Source organism: Streptomyces zingiberis (assembly GCF_012034935.1).
GTDB lineage: Bacteria > Actinomycetota > Actinomycetes > Streptomycetales > Streptomycetaceae > Streptomyces > Streptomyces zingiberis.
In genome coordinates, this window is record NZ_JAATEN010000016.1 from 99,820 (window position 1) to 114,575 (window position 14,756).

The 14,756-nt window shown below is 77.9% G+C and carries 7 protein-coding genes, 1 pseudogene and 1 riboswitch; of the genes and pseudogenes, 3 read left to right on the forward strand and 5 right to left on the reverse strand.

Annotated elements, in window-relative coordinates:
- Positions 1 to 16 precede the first annotated feature (16 nt).
- The gene (locus tag HCK00_RS19475; RefSeq protein WP_168103286.1) at positions 17 to 832 is read left to right on the forward strand and encodes an SAM-dependent methyltransferase; all 816 of its coding nucleotides are present in this window, start codon (positions 17 to 19) and stop codon (positions 830 to 832) included.
- Between the two features lie 194 nt (positions 833 to 1,026).
- On the opposite strand, the gene HCK00_RS19480 is transcribed toward HCK00_RS19475, so the two are convergent.
- The 4 genes from HCK00_RS19480 to HCK00_RS19495 form a co-directional block, all read right to left on the reverse strand.
- Positions 1,027 to 2,676 carry a cytochrome P450 family protein gene (locus HCK00_RS19480; RefSeq protein WP_168103287.1) on the reverse strand — a complete coding sequence of 550 codons (1,650 nt, stop codon included), beginning with the start codon at positions 2,674 to 2,676 and terminating at the stop codon, positions 1,027 to 1,029.
- 207 nt (positions 2,677 to 2,883) lie between these two features.
- Positions 2,884 to 3,246, reverse strand: coding sequence for a DUF742 domain-containing protein (locus tag HCK00_RS19485; protein ID WP_168103288.1), 363 nt, complete (start codon positions 3,244 to 3,246; stop codon positions 2,884 to 2,886).
- Complete coding sequence (locus HCK00_RS19490; RefSeq protein ID WP_168103330.1) at positions 3,243 to 3,629, reverse strand: roadblock/LC7 domain-containing protein; 387 nt, start codon at positions 3,627 to 3,629, stop codon at positions 3,243 to 3,245. Before HCK00_RS19490 ends, HCK00_RS19485 begins: the two co-directional genes overlap by 4 nt.
- A 17-nt stretch (positions 3,630 to 3,646) precedes the next feature.
- The gene (locus HCK00_RS19495) at positions 3,647 to 5,281 is read right to left on the reverse strand and encodes a sensor histidine kinase (protein ID WP_168103289.1); all 1,635 of its coding nucleotides are present in this window, start codon (positions 5,279 to 5,281) and stop codon (positions 3,647 to 3,649) included.
- A gap of 922 nt (positions 5,282 to 6,203) precedes the next feature.
- Between HCK00_RS19495 and HCK00_RS19500 the strand changes: the two genes are divergently transcribed.
- Positions 6,204 to 7,907 carry a hypothetical protein gene (locus tag HCK00_RS19500; protein ID WP_206320603.1) on the forward strand — a complete coding sequence of 568 codons (1,704 nt, stop codon included), beginning with the start codon at positions 6,204 to 6,206 and terminating at the stop codon, positions 7,905 to 7,907.
- A gap of 282 nt (positions 7,908 to 8,189) precedes the next feature.
- Here HCK00_RS19500 and HCK00_RS19505 read toward each other — a convergent pair whose 3' ends face one another.
- Positions 8,190 to 12,143 carry a cobaltochelatase subunit CobN gene (locus HCK00_RS19505; RefSeq protein ID WP_168103290.1) on the reverse strand — a complete coding sequence of 1,318 codons (3,954 nt, stop codon included), beginning with the start codon at positions 12,141 to 12,143 and terminating at the stop codon, positions 8,190 to 8,192.
- Between the two features lie 339 nt (positions 12,144 to 12,482).
- A riboswitch (cobalamin riboswitch) is annotated at positions 12,483 to 12,559 on the reverse strand.
- A 513-nt stretch (positions 12,560 to 13,072) separates the two neighbouring features.
- On the opposite strand from HCK00_RS19505, the pseudogene HCK00_RS19510 reads away from it, so the two are divergent.
- A pseudogene (locus tag HCK00_RS19510) lies at positions 13,073 to 14,188 on the forward strand (ferredoxin-like domain-containing protein); the annotation flags it as partial.
- Positions 14,189 to 14,756 lie beyond the last annotated feature (568 nt).

The window sequence follows — 14,756 nt, forward strand, 5'->3', positions numbered from 1 at the left end:
ATTTGCGAGGATTCGGATGGGCCAGACACACGAGCCGCTGCCCCAGGGGATCGACGTCAACGTCCCCAGCGTGGCACGGATGTACGACTTCTTCCTGGGCGGCAAGGACAACTACGCCGCGGACCGGGAGGCGTCCCAGGAACTGCTGAAGGTGGCACCGAGCACCAGGGAACTGGCGCTCAACAACCGGGACTTCCTCATCCGCGCGGTCCGCAAGCTGGCGGAGGAGCACGGCGTCCGGCAGTTCCTCGATCACGGATCCGGCCTTCCGACGCAGAACAACGTCCACCAGATCGCGCAGGAGGTCGACCCGTCGGCCCGCGTCGTCTACGTGGACAACGACCCGATCGTCCTCGCCCACGGCCGGGCACTGCTGGACGAGAACGACAACACCGCCGTCATCCAGGCGGACATGCGGGACACCCACGGCATCCTCGGCCGCCCGGAGGTGCAGCGGCTGATCAACTTCGACGAGCCGGTCGCCGCCCTCTTCGTCTCGGTGCTGCACTGCATCCCGGACTCCGACGACCCGGCGGGCCTGGTGCGCCGCGTCGCGGAGCGGCTGGCCCCGGGGAGCTTCCTCGTCATCTGCCACCTGGTGAGCGAGGACCAGGCCACGCGTGATTTCGTCACCGACTTCATGAACCGCTCCACCCAGGGCAACTGGGGCCGGGTCCGGCAGCAGCACGAGGTGGAGCGCTTCTTCGACGGGCTGGAACTGCTGGAGCCCGGGCTGGTGGAGGTCTCCACCTGGCACCCGGACTCGGAACTGACCCACCGTCAGCGCACGCGCGAGTGGATCGAGTTCGGCGGCGTGGCCCGCGTCCCGTAAGGCCCTGCCGGGGCGGCGCCCCCGCTCGCCACGTGGCCCGGGGGCCGGCCGCACCGCACCACCGCACCCTGCCTCCGGGACCGGCCCGCCCGGCCGCCCGCCGCCGTTCGGTGGCGGGAACCGCGCGGCGTGCGAGCGGCCCCGTCCACCCGGACCCCGGCCACCGGAGCACCACGGCCCGGGGCGCCGGACGGTCAGCGCCCCGGCGCCCGCGGCGTCTCCCTCCGCCCCCTCCACCACGGTCGCCACACTCCTGACAGCCGTGACAGCCGTGACAGCCGTGACAGCCGTGACAGCCCCGGCAACGGTGACCGCCCGCCGTCGCCCCGGACCGGGCCGGGCCCCGGAGCCGGGAGGGCGGCGGGCGCGGTCGCGCCGGGTCTGCGCGGCACGGTCCGCAGCTCGGAGGGCACCGGTCGCGGGGCCGCCGCCGGGTGACGGGACGGCGGGCCGCCCGGCACCCGCGCGGCGGTGCGCGCCCGGACTGGGGTGAATTCCACCGGCAGCGCGACGAGGTGACGGGCCGTCGGCACCGGCCGCCGGCGCAGTTCCCCCTCCGGGACCGCCAGCCGCACATCGGGCAGCCGGGTCAGCAGCGCCTCCACCCCGGTGTCCGCGATGGCCCGTCCCACGTCCTGCCCGGGGCACTCGTGCGGGCCGCCGCCGAAGGCCAGATGGGAGCGGTTGCCGTGGACCGGCACCGCCGGATCCGGGCGGACGGCCGGGTCGAGGTTGCCCGCGGCCAGGCCGAGGACCAGCAGGTCACCCGCGGCGATCCGGCGCCCGGCGAGCTCCGTGTCACCGACGGCCCAGCGCCCCCCGGAGGCCGTCACCGGCGGTTCGTCCCACAGGACCTGTTCCATGGCGTCGGGCAGCGTCATGTGCCCGCCGGCGAGGTCGGCGCGGAAACGGGGGTCGGTGAGCACCATCCGCAGCATGCTGGTGACGAGGCCGGTGGTGGTCGCGCAGGCGGCGAGGAGCACCAGCCGCAGATGCCGCACCGCCTCCTCGTCCCCCAGTCCCGCCGGATGCTCCAGCAGCCGGCTCGCGAGGTCCCGGCCGGGCAAGACGTGTTTGCGGGCCACCAGGCGTCGCAGGGTACGCAGCAGGTACTCGTCGGCGGTGCCGCCGGGGGTGCCGCCGGCGGCACCGATCCCTTCGAGGACGCCCCGGGAGGCCTCGGCCAGCCTCGGCCCGTAGGACTCGGGCATCCCCAGCATCGGGGTCATCACCAGCATCGGCAGCTGCTCGGAGAACTGTTTCACCAGATCGGCGCGGCCGTCGGCGTGGAACCGGTCGACCAGGAGGCCCGCGGAGCGGGTCACCGCACGCCGGACGCCACGCCGGTCGAAGCGGCCGATGGAGTCGGTGACGGCCGCGCGGAGCCGCCGGTGCTCCGCACCCTCCACCTGCGTGCACAGCGGCTGCCAGGCCGCGTCCGGGGCCGGCGGACGGAAGGCGGCGCCCCGGCCGTCCCGTACGGCACTCCGGTGACGGGGGTCGCGGGAGAAGCGGGAAGGGCTGCGGACCACCTCGAGGATCTCCCGGTAGCCGAGGACCAGCCAGGCGGGCAGGTCGCCGTGGAGCAGGACCGGGGCGACGGCTCCGTACCGGGAGCGCAGCCGTTCGTGGAGACCCGGCGGGTCGCTCTCCGCCTCGGGACCGTACAGCCGGACCGCGCCGCCGGGCGCGCCGTGGCCGCGGGGGCGGCGGCCGGCCGGGCCCGCGGGACGGCCCGCGCCGGCCGGCTCCTCCGCCGGGGCGGCGGGCCGACCGGGGGGACCGCCCCCCGCTCCGGGTGCGGGTTCCGCGGTGGGTGGGGGTCCGGGGGGCGGTGCGGTCACGGGTGCTCCGGGGTGACGGTGGCAAGGGTGTGCGGATGACGGATCAGGGCGAGCAGGACGTCACGGCAGGAGCCCCGGTCACGGGCGTCGGGCTCCACCAGCGACCGGCGACCGCCGCCTCGGCCGCCGCCTCGGCCGCCGCGGAGGCCGTGGGCGGGAGGAGCCGAGGGTGGCAGGAGGCGCTCCCCGCGCGGACCCCCGTGCGGGTCAGAGGTTCCGCAGTCCATGCACCACCGCTTCGAGGAGTTCCGTGTCGGGCAGCTCGGCCGCGGGGACGGGGGCGCGGGCCTCGGCCCGCCCGTCGGCCAGCAGATCCGCCAGGAGTACGGAGACCGTGGAGACGGGCAGCTCCAGATGCGCGGAGATCTCGGCCACGGAGAGCGGGTGGTGGCACAACCGCAGCGCGGCCGCCTGTTCGGGCCGGCCGGCGGCCTGTGGCGCGGCCCTGGCCACGATGAGGGTGACGAGGTCGAGCGCCGCCGCTCCACCGGAGGGCGGGGCGGGCCGGCCCGCGAGGACGTACAGCCGCTCGGGGGCGCCTTCCCGCCAGCCCGGGACCGGGCGGGTCACCGTGCCCGCTCGCCGGCCCGGGGCGGGCTGCCGAGGTGCTCGCCGATCCGGGCGACCAGGTCCCGCATGCGCTGTCCCATCAGGCCGGCGTCGACGTCCTCGTCGGCGAGCACGGCCAGATAGGCGCCCTCCCCGGCGGCCATCAGGTAGAAGAAGCCGCCACTGACCTCCAGCACCACCAGCCGCATCCGCCCCGTGCCGTGCGGGAGTTCGGCGGCGACCGCCCCGGCGAGGCTCTGCAACCCGGCGCAGGCGGCGGCGAGCCGGTCGGCCACGGCGTCCTCGGTGCCGTGGCGGGCGACGCACAGGCCGTCCGCGGAGAGCACGACGACATGCCGGGTCTGCGGGACGCTCTCGGCGAGGTCGCGGAGCATCCAGTCCATCGAGTACCGCGGTCGCGTCACGGTGCCGTCCCCTTCCGCCCGGGCGCCGGTTCCCCGGCCCGGGGCGCCGGTGTCTCTCCGTTGATGCCGCTGTGGAAGGCGGCGAGCCGCAGTCCCGGGGCGACCTGTTCCGCCGGGGTGGCCGGGGGTGCCCCGGCCGGGCCGGGCGCGGTGCCCGCGGTGCGGGCCGGGCCCGGCGCGCCCGCCGCGGGCCGGGCGCGGAAGGCGGGGGCCCGGCGGCGGCGCTGCGGCAGGGCGCCCGGGGACCGCCCGGCGACGGCCGGTGTGCCGCCACCCGGCACGCCGGGTCCGCCGGGGCCGCGCTCCCCGCCGGGGCCGGTGCGGCCGGACCCGGGGTGACCGGCGGCCCGCGCGACCTCCGGGCCGGTGGCCCCGCCCCGGCCGGTGTCCTCGTCCTGCGGCTGGGTGGGCACCGGCCGGGTCCGCAGGCGGCGCGGCGGCAGGACCGCGGCGCGGGCGACGGCGCCGCCCGGTGCCGGGGTGGCGGTGAGGTGCTCCCGCGGAACGACGAGCACGCAGCGGACCCCGCCGTACGCCGATGAGCGCAGCGCCACCCGGAAGCGGTTGCTCCGGGCGAGCCTGGCCACCACGGCGAGGCCGAGCCGGGGGGTCTCGCCCAGGTCGTCGAGGTCGATGCCGCCGGCATGGCCGCGGGCCAGGGTGTCCTCGACGCGGCGGCGGGCCTCGTCGGACAGGCCGATGCCGGCGTCCTCGATCTCCACCGCGACACCGGTCTGCACCTCGGTGGCCGTGAGGTGCACCCGGGTCTGCGGCGGCGAGTAGCGCGTGGCGTTGTCCAGCAGTTCGGCGAGGGCGTGGATCAGGGGCTCGACGGCGGGACCGACGACGCCCACCTCGGCCACCGAGTGCAGATCCACCCGCTGGTAGTCGCGGATCCGGGACATGGCGCCGCGCAGCACGTTGTAGAGCGGGACGGGCTGCCGCCACTGGCGTCCGGGGTGCGAGCCGCCGAGTACGGCGATGCTGTCGGCGAGCCGGCCGACGAGGGCGTTGCCGTGGTCGAGGCGGAGGAGGTCGCCGAAGACCTCGGGGTCGTTGCCGTGCCGGTCCTCCATCTCCCGCAGGTCGAGCGCCTGCCGGTGGACGATCGCCTGGACGCGCCGGGCGATGTTCACGAAGGCGCGGTGCGCCGATTCCCGCAGGTCCTCCTCGGCCCGGACGGCCTCCAGGACGGAGCGGAGCACGGCCTGGTGGATGTCGCGGAGGCCCGGGTCCGTACCGGGGGTGTGCTCCACCCGGTCGAGCACCTCTTCGACACCGGCCCCCTGCTGGAGGCGTTCGACGGCCGCGGGCAGCAGGTCCGCGGCGAGCCGCGCGGTCTCGGTCTCCTGCTCGGCGAGGCGCCGGCAGAGGGCGGCCTCCCGTTCCGCGGACCGCCGGACCGCTTCCCCGGTTCGCGGCGCCCGGCGGACGGCCGCGGCGGCCGTGACGGCCACCGCCGCGACAGCGGCCGCGCCGCACCAGGCGACGGGTGTGCGGGCCGTGGCGGGGGAGGCGAGGACGGCCGCGACGGCGCAGAGCGATGTCACGGCGGGGGGAACCAGCAGGAACAGCCACATCGGCGCGGAGGCGGGCCGCCCCCTCGCGGGTGACGTGCCGGCACGAACCATCAATGTCTCAAACCCTTGCGGAAGGAAATGGAGCCGGCCGGCGCGTGGGGCACCGGCGGGTACCGCCGCCGCGGCCCGCGGCGCGGTGGGTCACGTCACCGCGGCAGCTGCTGGGGCGACCTGCGGGAATTCCGCAACTCGCCTGCGGGACACGGAGCATAGCCCTTTCCCCGCACCCCCCGGGATGAAGATGACCTTTTCCCAGAAATGCACTGGAGTGCGATTGCGGACCACTGAAGAAAACGATCGGGAAAGTTCTGTGGAATTCTCCGTCCGGTCATTTCTCTCCGTTCTCCGGATCATCTCGCGCCATACGGGGGCCGATTCGTTCGGCCCGGGGCCGACCGCCGCCTTCCCTCGCTCCGCCGCAGATCCGCGGAGCCCTTCCGTCACGGGTCCCGGCGCCAGAGGGCCCGCATCGCGGGCACCTGGGTCCCGGGGCAGGGAGCACGGGACCGGGAGCGACCGGGGCCGGGAGCACGGACGCCGCGCCGTCCGGTGGCTCTCCCACCCGGCTCCGCCTTCGTCACGCCGGCCTCAGTGCCCCGGCTCGCCCCGTGACGCCGTCCCGGCGGGTGCCCCGGCCGGTCCGGTGGCACGGGGCCGCGGTGCCGTGCGCGCCCGGTGCCGCCGGACGGGGCCGGACGTTCCTCCGTCCGGACCACCCCGGTGGTGGGCGGGCACGGCCCGCCGGAAGGTGGTGTCCGCCCCCGCCCTCCGGCGGTGCCCGGCCCGCGCCCCGGGCCGGCGCGCGGCGCCACGGCACGGCCGTCACCCGGCGCGGGGCCGCCCGCGGACCCCGTGCTCCGCGGGCGGTCCGGCCCCGGCGGTGGGGTACGCGCCGGGCATCGGACGCGCCGCCCGGCGCGCACCGGTCACCGGCCGGGAGGGCGTCACCCCTCACCCGCGGCGAGGTCCGGCCATGCAACCACCCCCGGTCACCGGCACCCGGGACGAGATTCCCCGCCCGCCCCGGCGGGCTCCCCGGGAGACCGCCTCCCGGCGGGCGGCCCGGGCCGCCCGCCACGGCCCGCTCGCCGTCGCGGCCGTCTTCACCCTGCTCCAGCTGGCGCTGGTGGCCCCGGGCAGCGGGCTCGGCTGGGACGAGACGGTCTACGTCAGCCAGGTCAGCGGACACGCGCCGGCGGCGTACTTCAGCGCCCCCCGCGCCCGGGGCATCAGCTACCTCGTGGCCCCGGCCACCTGGTTCACCGACGCGGTGCCACCGCTGCGGATCTGGCTGGCGCTGCTGAGCGGCGCCGGTCTCCTCGCCGCGCTGCGCGTGTGGCGCGGACTGCTGCCGCAGTCCGTGATCACCCTGGCGGGCGCCCTGTTCGCCGGGTTGTGGGTGACCCTCTTCTACGGGCCCCAGGCGATGCCCAACCTCTGGGTGGCCCTCGGCGCGCTGTTCGCGGCCGGCTGTCTGGTACGCGCGCTGCGGAACCCGTCCTCCCGGCTCGCCCCGGCGGGCGTCTGCGGGGCCCTCGCCTTCGTCGCGCTGATGCGCCCCACGGACGCGGTGTGGCTCGCCGTGCCGCTGGCGGCCGCCCCGCTGCTGGTCAGGTTCCGGCGGGCTCCGGCGGCCGGCCCGGCGGGGCGCCTCCCCGGTGTGGGTCCGGGGGGCCCGGGCGCCGCCGCCCCGGCCGGGCTCGCCCTGGCGGTGGCGGCCGCGCCGGCCGGGGCGGCGCTCGGCTGGACGCAGTGGACCGCCGAGGCGTTCACCGGGTACGGCGGCCTGGTGGCGCGGCTGCGGCGGGCCAGCGAGATCCAGGGCCATCTGGCCCCGTACTTCTCCGTGGACGACCACATCCGGGCGCTGGCCGGCCGTACCCTGTGCCGGCCGTGCGCGGTGCCCTGGGACAACCCGGGCACCGGGGTGTGGTGGTTCGCCCTGCCGCTGCTCGTCACCGGCGGGGCCCTCGCCGCGCGCCGCGGCCGGCACCGGGAGCCGGTGCTGCTGGCCACCGCCGCGGGGAGCCTCCTGGCACTGCCGTACCTCTTCCTCGTCGGCTACGCCGCGCCGCGGTTCCTGCTGCCCGCGTACGCCCTGCTCGCGCTCGTCGTCGCCTACGGCATGGTCCGGTTCGGGCAGGTCCTGCGGGAGCGGCGGCCCGCGCTGCGCACGGCCGCCGGCTGTCTGGCGGTGGCGGTGCTGGGCCTCCATCTGGCCGTGCAGTTCACGGTGTTGCACGCGACGGTGACCAAGTTCCGGGCCAGCGGGCGGGTGTTCGACCAGGCGGCGGCCGAGCTGAAACGGCAGGGCGTCCGCCCGCCGTGTGTGGTGTCGGGCCACGAGGCGGTACGGATCGCCTTCCGCGCGGGCTGCTCCTCCCGGCAGGTGGGCGGGCACGACGGCTCCATCACCGCGTCCGGGCTGCGCGCCGCGGCGGGCGCCGGTCCGGTGGCGGTGGTCGTCCCGGGCGGTGCCGCGCCGCCGGTCCACGCGCGGGGGTGGCGCCGCCACCCGATCCCGGGGCACGGGCGGCAGGGGTTCGACGCCTACCTCTCACCGGCGGTCCGCCCCGGAACGGGGCCGTCGGCCCCGGCTGCGGCGCCGTCGGCTTCTCCTACTCCTACTCCTACGGCTTCGGCTTCGGCTTCGGCTTCGGCTTCGGCGGGACGCTGATCGCCACGGCGTCCGCAGGGCAGGGGTGAAGGCGGGGCCCACCGGACCGGGACGGAACCGGAGTTCGGACCGCGCCCGGGATGGATGCGGCGGCGGGGCCGGTGACCGGGCCCGCGGTGGTGGCGCCCACCGCGCGCGAACACACGTGGACCGTTCACCGGCGGCCCCGGCCCGGGTCGTCCCCGGCCTTGACGTCCCTCGCCTCTCCTGAGCCGGAGAGCCGCGACGGCCACCGGAACACCAGGAACCGGACGCGACCACCGGACCGGGCCACCCGGCCCCTCAGCCCTCCTCGCCGCTCCCGGCCTCCAGGTCCCCCTCGGTCTCCAGCAGCAGGCGGCGCAGCCCGGCCAGCACCTCCGGGTCGGGGGCCGACCACAGGCCCCGGCCCTCCGCCTCCAGCAGCCGCTCCGTCATCCCGTGCAGCGCCCACGGGTTGGCGGTGCGCAGGAACTCCTGGTTCTCCGGGTCCAGCACGTAGGTGCGGGCCAGCGTGTCGTACATCCAGTCGGCCACGACCCCGGTGGTGGCGTCGTAGCCGAAGAGGTAATCGACGGTGGCGGCGAGTTCGAAGGCCCCTTTGTAGCCGTGGCGGCGCATGGCCGCGATCCACCGGGGGTTGACCACCCGGGCGCGGAAGACGCGGGAGGTCTCCTCGGTGAGGGTGCGGGTGCGGACGGTCTCCGGCCGGGTGGAGTCGCCGATGTACGCGGCGGGGGCGGTGCCCCGGAACGCGCGGACGGCGGCGACCATCCCCCCGTGGTACTGGAAGTAGTCGTCCGAGTCGGCGATGTCGTGCTCGCGGGTGTCGGTGTTCTTCGCGGCGACGGCGATTCGCCGGTAGGCCGTCTCCATCTCGCCGCGGGCCGGGCGGCCGTCGAGCCCGCGCCCGTAGGCGTAACCGCCCCAGACGGTGTAGACCTCCGCCAGGTCGGCGTCGGTGCGCCAGTCGCGGCTGTCGATGAGCTGGAGCAGACCGGCCCCGTAGGTGCCGGGGCGGGAGCCGAAGATGCGGGTGGTGGCCCGGCGTTCGTCGCCGTGCTCGGCGAGGTCGGCCTGGGTGTGCGCGCGGACGAAGTTGTCCTGGGGCCCCTCGTCCAGGCCGGCGGCGAGCCGTACCGCGTCGTCCAGCAGGGCGACGGCGTGCGGAAAGGCGTCCCGGAAGAAACCGCTGATGCGGAGGGTGACGTCGACCCGGGGACGGCCGAGATCGGCGAGCGGCACCGGTTCCAGACCGGTGACGCGCCGTGAGGCGTCGTCCCACACGGGGCGGATGCCGAGCAGCGCGAGCGCCTCGGCGATGTCGTCACCTGCGGTGCGCATCGCGCTGGTGCCCCACAGCGACAGCCCCACGGACTCGGGCCAGCGGCCGGTCTCCTCGCGGTAGCGCCGCAGCAGCGAGTCGGCGAGCGCGGTGCCGGTGTCCCAGGCGAGCCGGCTGGGCACGGCCTTGGGGTCGACGGAGTAGAAGTTCCGGCCGGTCGGCAACACGTTGACCAGCCCGCGCAGCGGGGAGCCGGAGGGGCCCGCGGGGACGGCGCCCCCGGCCAGGGCGTGCACGGCGTGCCGGATCTCGTCGCCCGTGGCGGCCAGCCGGGGGACCACCTCACGGGCGGCGAAGTCCAGGACGGCGGCGACGGCCCGGTGCCGCGCACCACCCGCGCCGGGCTCCGGGGCCGGATCGGCGGCCACGCCGGGCGCGGGGCCAGGGAGCCCCGTGGCGTCCGCCTGGTCTGCCGCGTCCGCCGAATCCGCCGCGCCCGCCGGGGCAGCGGTGTCCGCCGGATCCGTGGTGCCGGTGGCCCCCGGGGAGCCCGTGGCGTCCGTGGCGTCCGTGGCGTCACCGGGGCCCGCGCCGTTCACGGAGCCCGTGCCGTTCGCGGAGCCCGCACCGTTCGCGGGGGCCGTGCCGGCTCCCCCGGTCAGGTCCGGGCCGGGCGTTCCGCCGGAGCGGCCGGGTTCCGGTCCGAGCACGCGCGTGACGGCGGAGCCGACGGCGGCCGGGTCCCAGCCGGTCTCCTCCATCGCCGTCACCAGCGCCCGGGCGCGTTCCTCCGCGGCGTCGGCGGCGGTCCGGGTGGCCGCCGACTCGTCCAGGCCCAGCGCCTCCCGCAGCCCGGGCAGGGCGGTGGTGCCGCCCCAGATCTGCCGGGCGCGGAGGACGGCGAGGACGAGCCCGACGCGCTCCGGCCCGGTGGGCGCCTGCCCGAGCACGTGGAGGCCGTCGCGGATCTGCGCGTCCTTCACCTCGCAGAGCCAGCCGTCGACATGGAGCAGGAAGTCGTCGAAGCCGTCGTCGTCGGGGCGTTCGTCCAGGCCGAGGTCGTGGTCGAGTTTCGCGGCCCGGATGAGGGTCCAGATCTGGGCGCGGATCGCGGGGAGTTTGGCCGGGTCCATGGCGGAGACGGCGGCGTACTCGTCGAGGAGCTGTTCGAGCCGGGCGATGTCGCCGTAGGACTCGGCGCGGGCCATCGGCGGGACGAGGTGGTCGACCAGGGTGGCGTGGGCGCGGCGTTTGGCCTGGGTGCCCTCGCCCGGGTCGTTGACGAGGAAGGGGTAGACCAGCGGCAGGTCGCCGAGGGCCGCGTCGGGGGCGCAGGCCGCGGAGAGCGCGGCGTTCTTCCCCGGCAGCCACTCCAGGTTGCCGTGTTTGCCGAGGTGGATCATGGCGTCGGCGCCGAAGCCGCCGTCCTCGCGGCGGGCGGCGATCCAGCGGTAGGCGGCCAGATAGTGGTGCGAAGGCGGCAGGTCCGGGTCGTGGTAGATCGCGATGGGGTTCTCGCCGAAGCCGCGCGGCGGCTGGACGAGGACGAGCAGGTTGCCGCGGCGGAGCGCGGCCAGGACGATCTCGCCGTCCGGGTCACGGCTGCGGTCGGTGAACAACTCGCCCGGCGGCGGGCCCCAGTGCTCCTCGACCCGCCGGCGCAGCTCCGCGGGCAGTCCCCCGTACCAGCGGCGGTAGTCGGCGGCGGGGATGCGGACGGGGTTGCGCGCGAGCTGTTCCTCGGTGAGCCAGTCCTGGTCGTGGCCGCCGGCCTCGATCAGCGCGTAGATCAGGTCGTCGCCCTCGCCGGAGACCAGTCCGGGCAGCGCCTCGGGGCCCTCCTGGGGACCCAGGTCGTAGCCGGCCGCGCGCAGGGCCCGCAGCAGGGCGACGGCGCTGGCGGGGGTGTCGAGGCCGACGGCGTTGCCGATCCGGGAGTGCTTGGTGGGGTACGCGGACAGGACGAGCGCGATCCGCTTCTCCGCGGGCGGGATGTGGCGCAGCCGCGCGTGGCGGACGGCGATCCCGGCGACGCGGGCGGCCCGTTCGGGGTCGGCCGCGTACACGGGCAGGCCGTCCTCGTCGGTCTCCTTGAAGGAGAACGGGACGGTGATCAGCCGGCCGTCGAACTCGGGGACGGCGATCTGCGTGGCCGCGTCCAGGGGCGAGACGCCCTCGTCGCTCTCCTCCCAGGCGGCGCGCGGGCCGGTGAGGCAGAGCGCCTGGAGGACGGGCACGTCGAGCGCGGCGAGGGCACCCGCGTCCCAGGTCTCGTCGTCCTCGCCGGCGGAGGCCGCGGCGGGCCGGGTGCCGCCGGCGGCGAGGACGGTGGTGATCACGGCGTCGGCCGCGCGCAGCGCCTCGGTGAGCTCGGGTTCCGGGGCGCGGAGCGAGGCCACGTACAGCGGCAGCGGCCGGCCGCCGGCGGCCTCGACGGCACGGCAGAGGGCCTCCACGAAGGCCGTGTTGCCGCTCATGTGGTGGGCGCGGTAGTAGAGCACGGCGATCACGGGCCCGCCGGCGGGCGCGCCGGGTGCCGGGGTGCGCTCCAGCGGGCCCCAGGCCGGGGCGGGTTCGGGCGGGGCGAAGCCGTGCCCGGTGAGCAGCACGGTGTCGGAGAGGAACCGGGCGAGCTGCGCGAGGTTGGCGGGCCCGCCGTGGGCGAGGTAGGCGTGGGCCTCGGCCGCGGTGCCGACGGGCACGGTGGAGGCGGCCATCAGCTGGGCGTCGGGGGCCTGTTCGCCGGTGAGGACGACCACGGGCCGGTCCCCGGCGAGCAGGGCCGCGAGCCCGTCCTCCCAGGCGCGGACCCCGCCGAGCAGCCGGACGACGACCAGGTCGACGCCGTCCAGCAGCGCGGGCAGGTCCGCCAGGGCGAGCCGGGCGGGGTTGGCGAGCCGGTAGGGGACGGGCCCGGCCGCGGCGCGGGCACTGAGCAGATCGGTGTCGGAGGTCGACAGCAGCAGGATCACGGGTGCTCGCTCCGCGGGGTCGGGGGGACCGCCGGCGCCGGGGCCGGCATGCGGTCGGGGACGGACGGCCGGCGGACGGGGAGCCGGTCCGGGACACGCCGGACCGGCCGGGGGCCGGGCCGGGAGGCGCGAGGGTCACCGGCGGTGCGGGCGGCGGGACCCCGGCGGGCGCTCGTGGCGGGGCCCGGGGAGACGGCGCGCGCCAGGGCACGGCGGTGGGCGAGGCGGCAGGTGAGGGGGCGGGAACGGGACCGGCGGAACCGGCCGCTCCATGGCCGAGTGCGCATGCGGCGGCGAGCCTTCCTCGGGGTCCTCGCCCCGGGTCGGTGGGGACGGCGGGAGTTCCTGACTCACCCGGCGGTGACGCTGCCGGGTTCACAGTGGCGGGACCGTGCCGGATTCGCACCGGCTTCCTCCCCTGGCGCCGTCCATGGCGTCGCCGGGCCCGCTCGGGGCCCGACGGTGAGCATCGTAGGGCAGGGCGGCGGCGCGCGGCACCGGGCCCCGCGAGCGGGACGGGCGGCGCCGCGTCCGCGCCGGAGCGGGCGAACCGCCGCACACCCGGCCGAACCGGTCTCCCCGGCCGGCCCCGGGACACCGGCCGGAGCGGGTCCGGCGACCGCGCCTCCCGCCGGGATCCGGCCGCCGGGGCCATCGCCCGGGGGGCGCGCCGCGGCGGCGCGGCACCGGTTCCGCCACGGTCCGCCGTGGCCCGGCCCGCCGGGCCGCTCTCCGCGGGTCCCGGCCCGGCCGGCCCCTCCCCCGCCCGGCCCGTGGAGGGGCCGGCGGGACTTCTCCGCCTGGTCGCGCGGCTCACCGGCGTCTGTATGCTCGCCGCCATGCCCTCCCCCGTACCCCCTCGCCGCGGCCTGCCCGGACCGCCCCGGCAGCGCGCCGAGGACGCCTGCCCCGGCGCGTTGCGCCTGCACATGGCGGATGACGGAGCGCTGGCCCGGATCCGGCTCCCGGGCGGGCTGCTGACCTCCCGTCAGGCCCATGCCCTCGCCGACATGGCCGAGGAGATGGGAGACGGCCACCTCGACCTCACCGGGCGCGGCAACGTCCAGGTGCGCGGCCTGGCGGACGGTTGCGGAAGCGAACTCGGGGACCGGCTGCGGGCGGGGGGACTGCTGCCGTCGGAGAGCCACGAACGGGTGCGGAACCTGGTGATGTCGCCCCTGTCCGGGCTGGACGGCGGCGGGTTCGCGGACACCACGGAGTGGGTCCGCTCCCTGGACGCGCTGCTCTGCTCCGACCCGGCCATGGCGGCGCTGTCCGGGCGTTTCCTCTTCGCCCTGGACGACGGGCGCGGGGACGTCGCCGCGCTCGACGCCGATGTGACGATCGTCGCACTGCCGGCCGGCCGGGCGGAGCTGCGGATCGGCGCGGGCGGCGCCCGGCTGCGCATCGCCGCCCGGGACGCCGCCCGGGCGGCACTCACCGCCGCTGAAGCGTTTCTTCAGGCCGCGGCGGCGGCCGGGCCGGACCCGGAGACCGGGCGTGCCACCCGGGCCTGGCGGGTCCGCGACCTCCCCGCCGCGCCGGGCGCCCCCTCCCCCGCCGGCACCCCCGGCGATCCGCCCGCCCCCGCCGGACACCCCCTGGACGGCGCGGCGCTGAGCCACCGTCTCCACCGCGTCGGCATCCCGTGCTCCCGCCCCCCGTCCGCCACCGGGCCCGGGACGGATCACGGGACGCGTCCCGGCGGCCCGGCCCCGGCAGCGGTCGCCGGGGCGGGGGGAGCCGCGGACGGCGCCACCGGCACCGCGGAGCCGGGCGGCCGCTCCCCGTACGCCCCGGGCCGGCCGCGGCCGGTGGACCCCGCACGCGACCCGTCCGGGCCGCCGGCCGGGCCGGTCGCCGGGCCCGACGGCCGGTACGCGCTCTCCGTGACGGCCCCGCTGGGGCGGTACCCGGCCCGCGCCTGGCGGCTGCTCGCGGCCACCGCCGAGCGTTCCGGCCGGCCGGAACTCCGGACGACCCCCTGGCGGGGTGTGGTCCTCCCCGCACTGCCCCGGGACGCCGTCGCGGAGGCGGCACGGCGGCTGGCGGCGGCCGGGCTCCTGACCTCCCCCGGCTCCCCGTGGTCCGGGGTCGGCGCCTGCACCGGACGCCCCGGCTGCGCCACGTCCCTGGCCGACGTCCGCGCGGACGCCGCGCACGCCGTACGGGCCACGCCCCCGCCGGACACGGGGAGGCCGGAACACCGGAGCCCGGAGGCGGAGCCGCCGGACGCGGCGGCGCCCGGCGCCCCCGCCCTCCTGCCGGTGTACTGGTCCGGCTGCGAACGCCGCTGCGGCCGCCCCGCGGGGAACGGCCCGTGGGTGGACGTCGTGGCGACCGGCGGCGGTTACCGGGTGAGCCTCGCGGGTGCCCCGGCCGGGGCACCCGCCGGAGAACTGGCCGACCCGCCCGAGGTGCCCCCCGGCGAGCGGCTCGCGGCGGCCGTCGCGTCCGCCCGCGCGGGCTCCCCGCCCGCGCCCGCCGCACCGCCCCCTCCCCCCGGTGCCACGTCCGCGGGGCGCCCGGACTCTCCCCCGCCGCGACCGGACGGCGCCTCCCGTGCCCCGGGAGCCCCCGGCGTCCCCGGAGCCGGCCACGCGCCCCCGGGCC

Coding starts and splice junctions, on each gene's coding strand:
- HCK00_RS19500 (WP_206320603.1), top strand. CDS start 6,204: ATGCAACCACCCCCGGTCACCGGCACCCGGGACGAGATTCCCCGCCCG.
- HCK00_RS19495 (WP_168103289.1), bottom strand. CDS start 5,281: ATGGTTCGTGCCGGCACGTCACCCGCGAGGGGGCGGCCCGCCTCCGCG.
- HCK00_RS19490 (WP_168103330.1), bottom strand. CDS start 3,629: ATGGACTGGATGCTCCGCGACCTCGCCGAGAGCGTCCCGCAGACCCGG.
- HCK00_RS19475 (WP_168103286.1), top strand. CDS start 17: ATGGGCCAGACACACGAGCCGCTGCCCCAGGGGATCGACGTCAACGTC.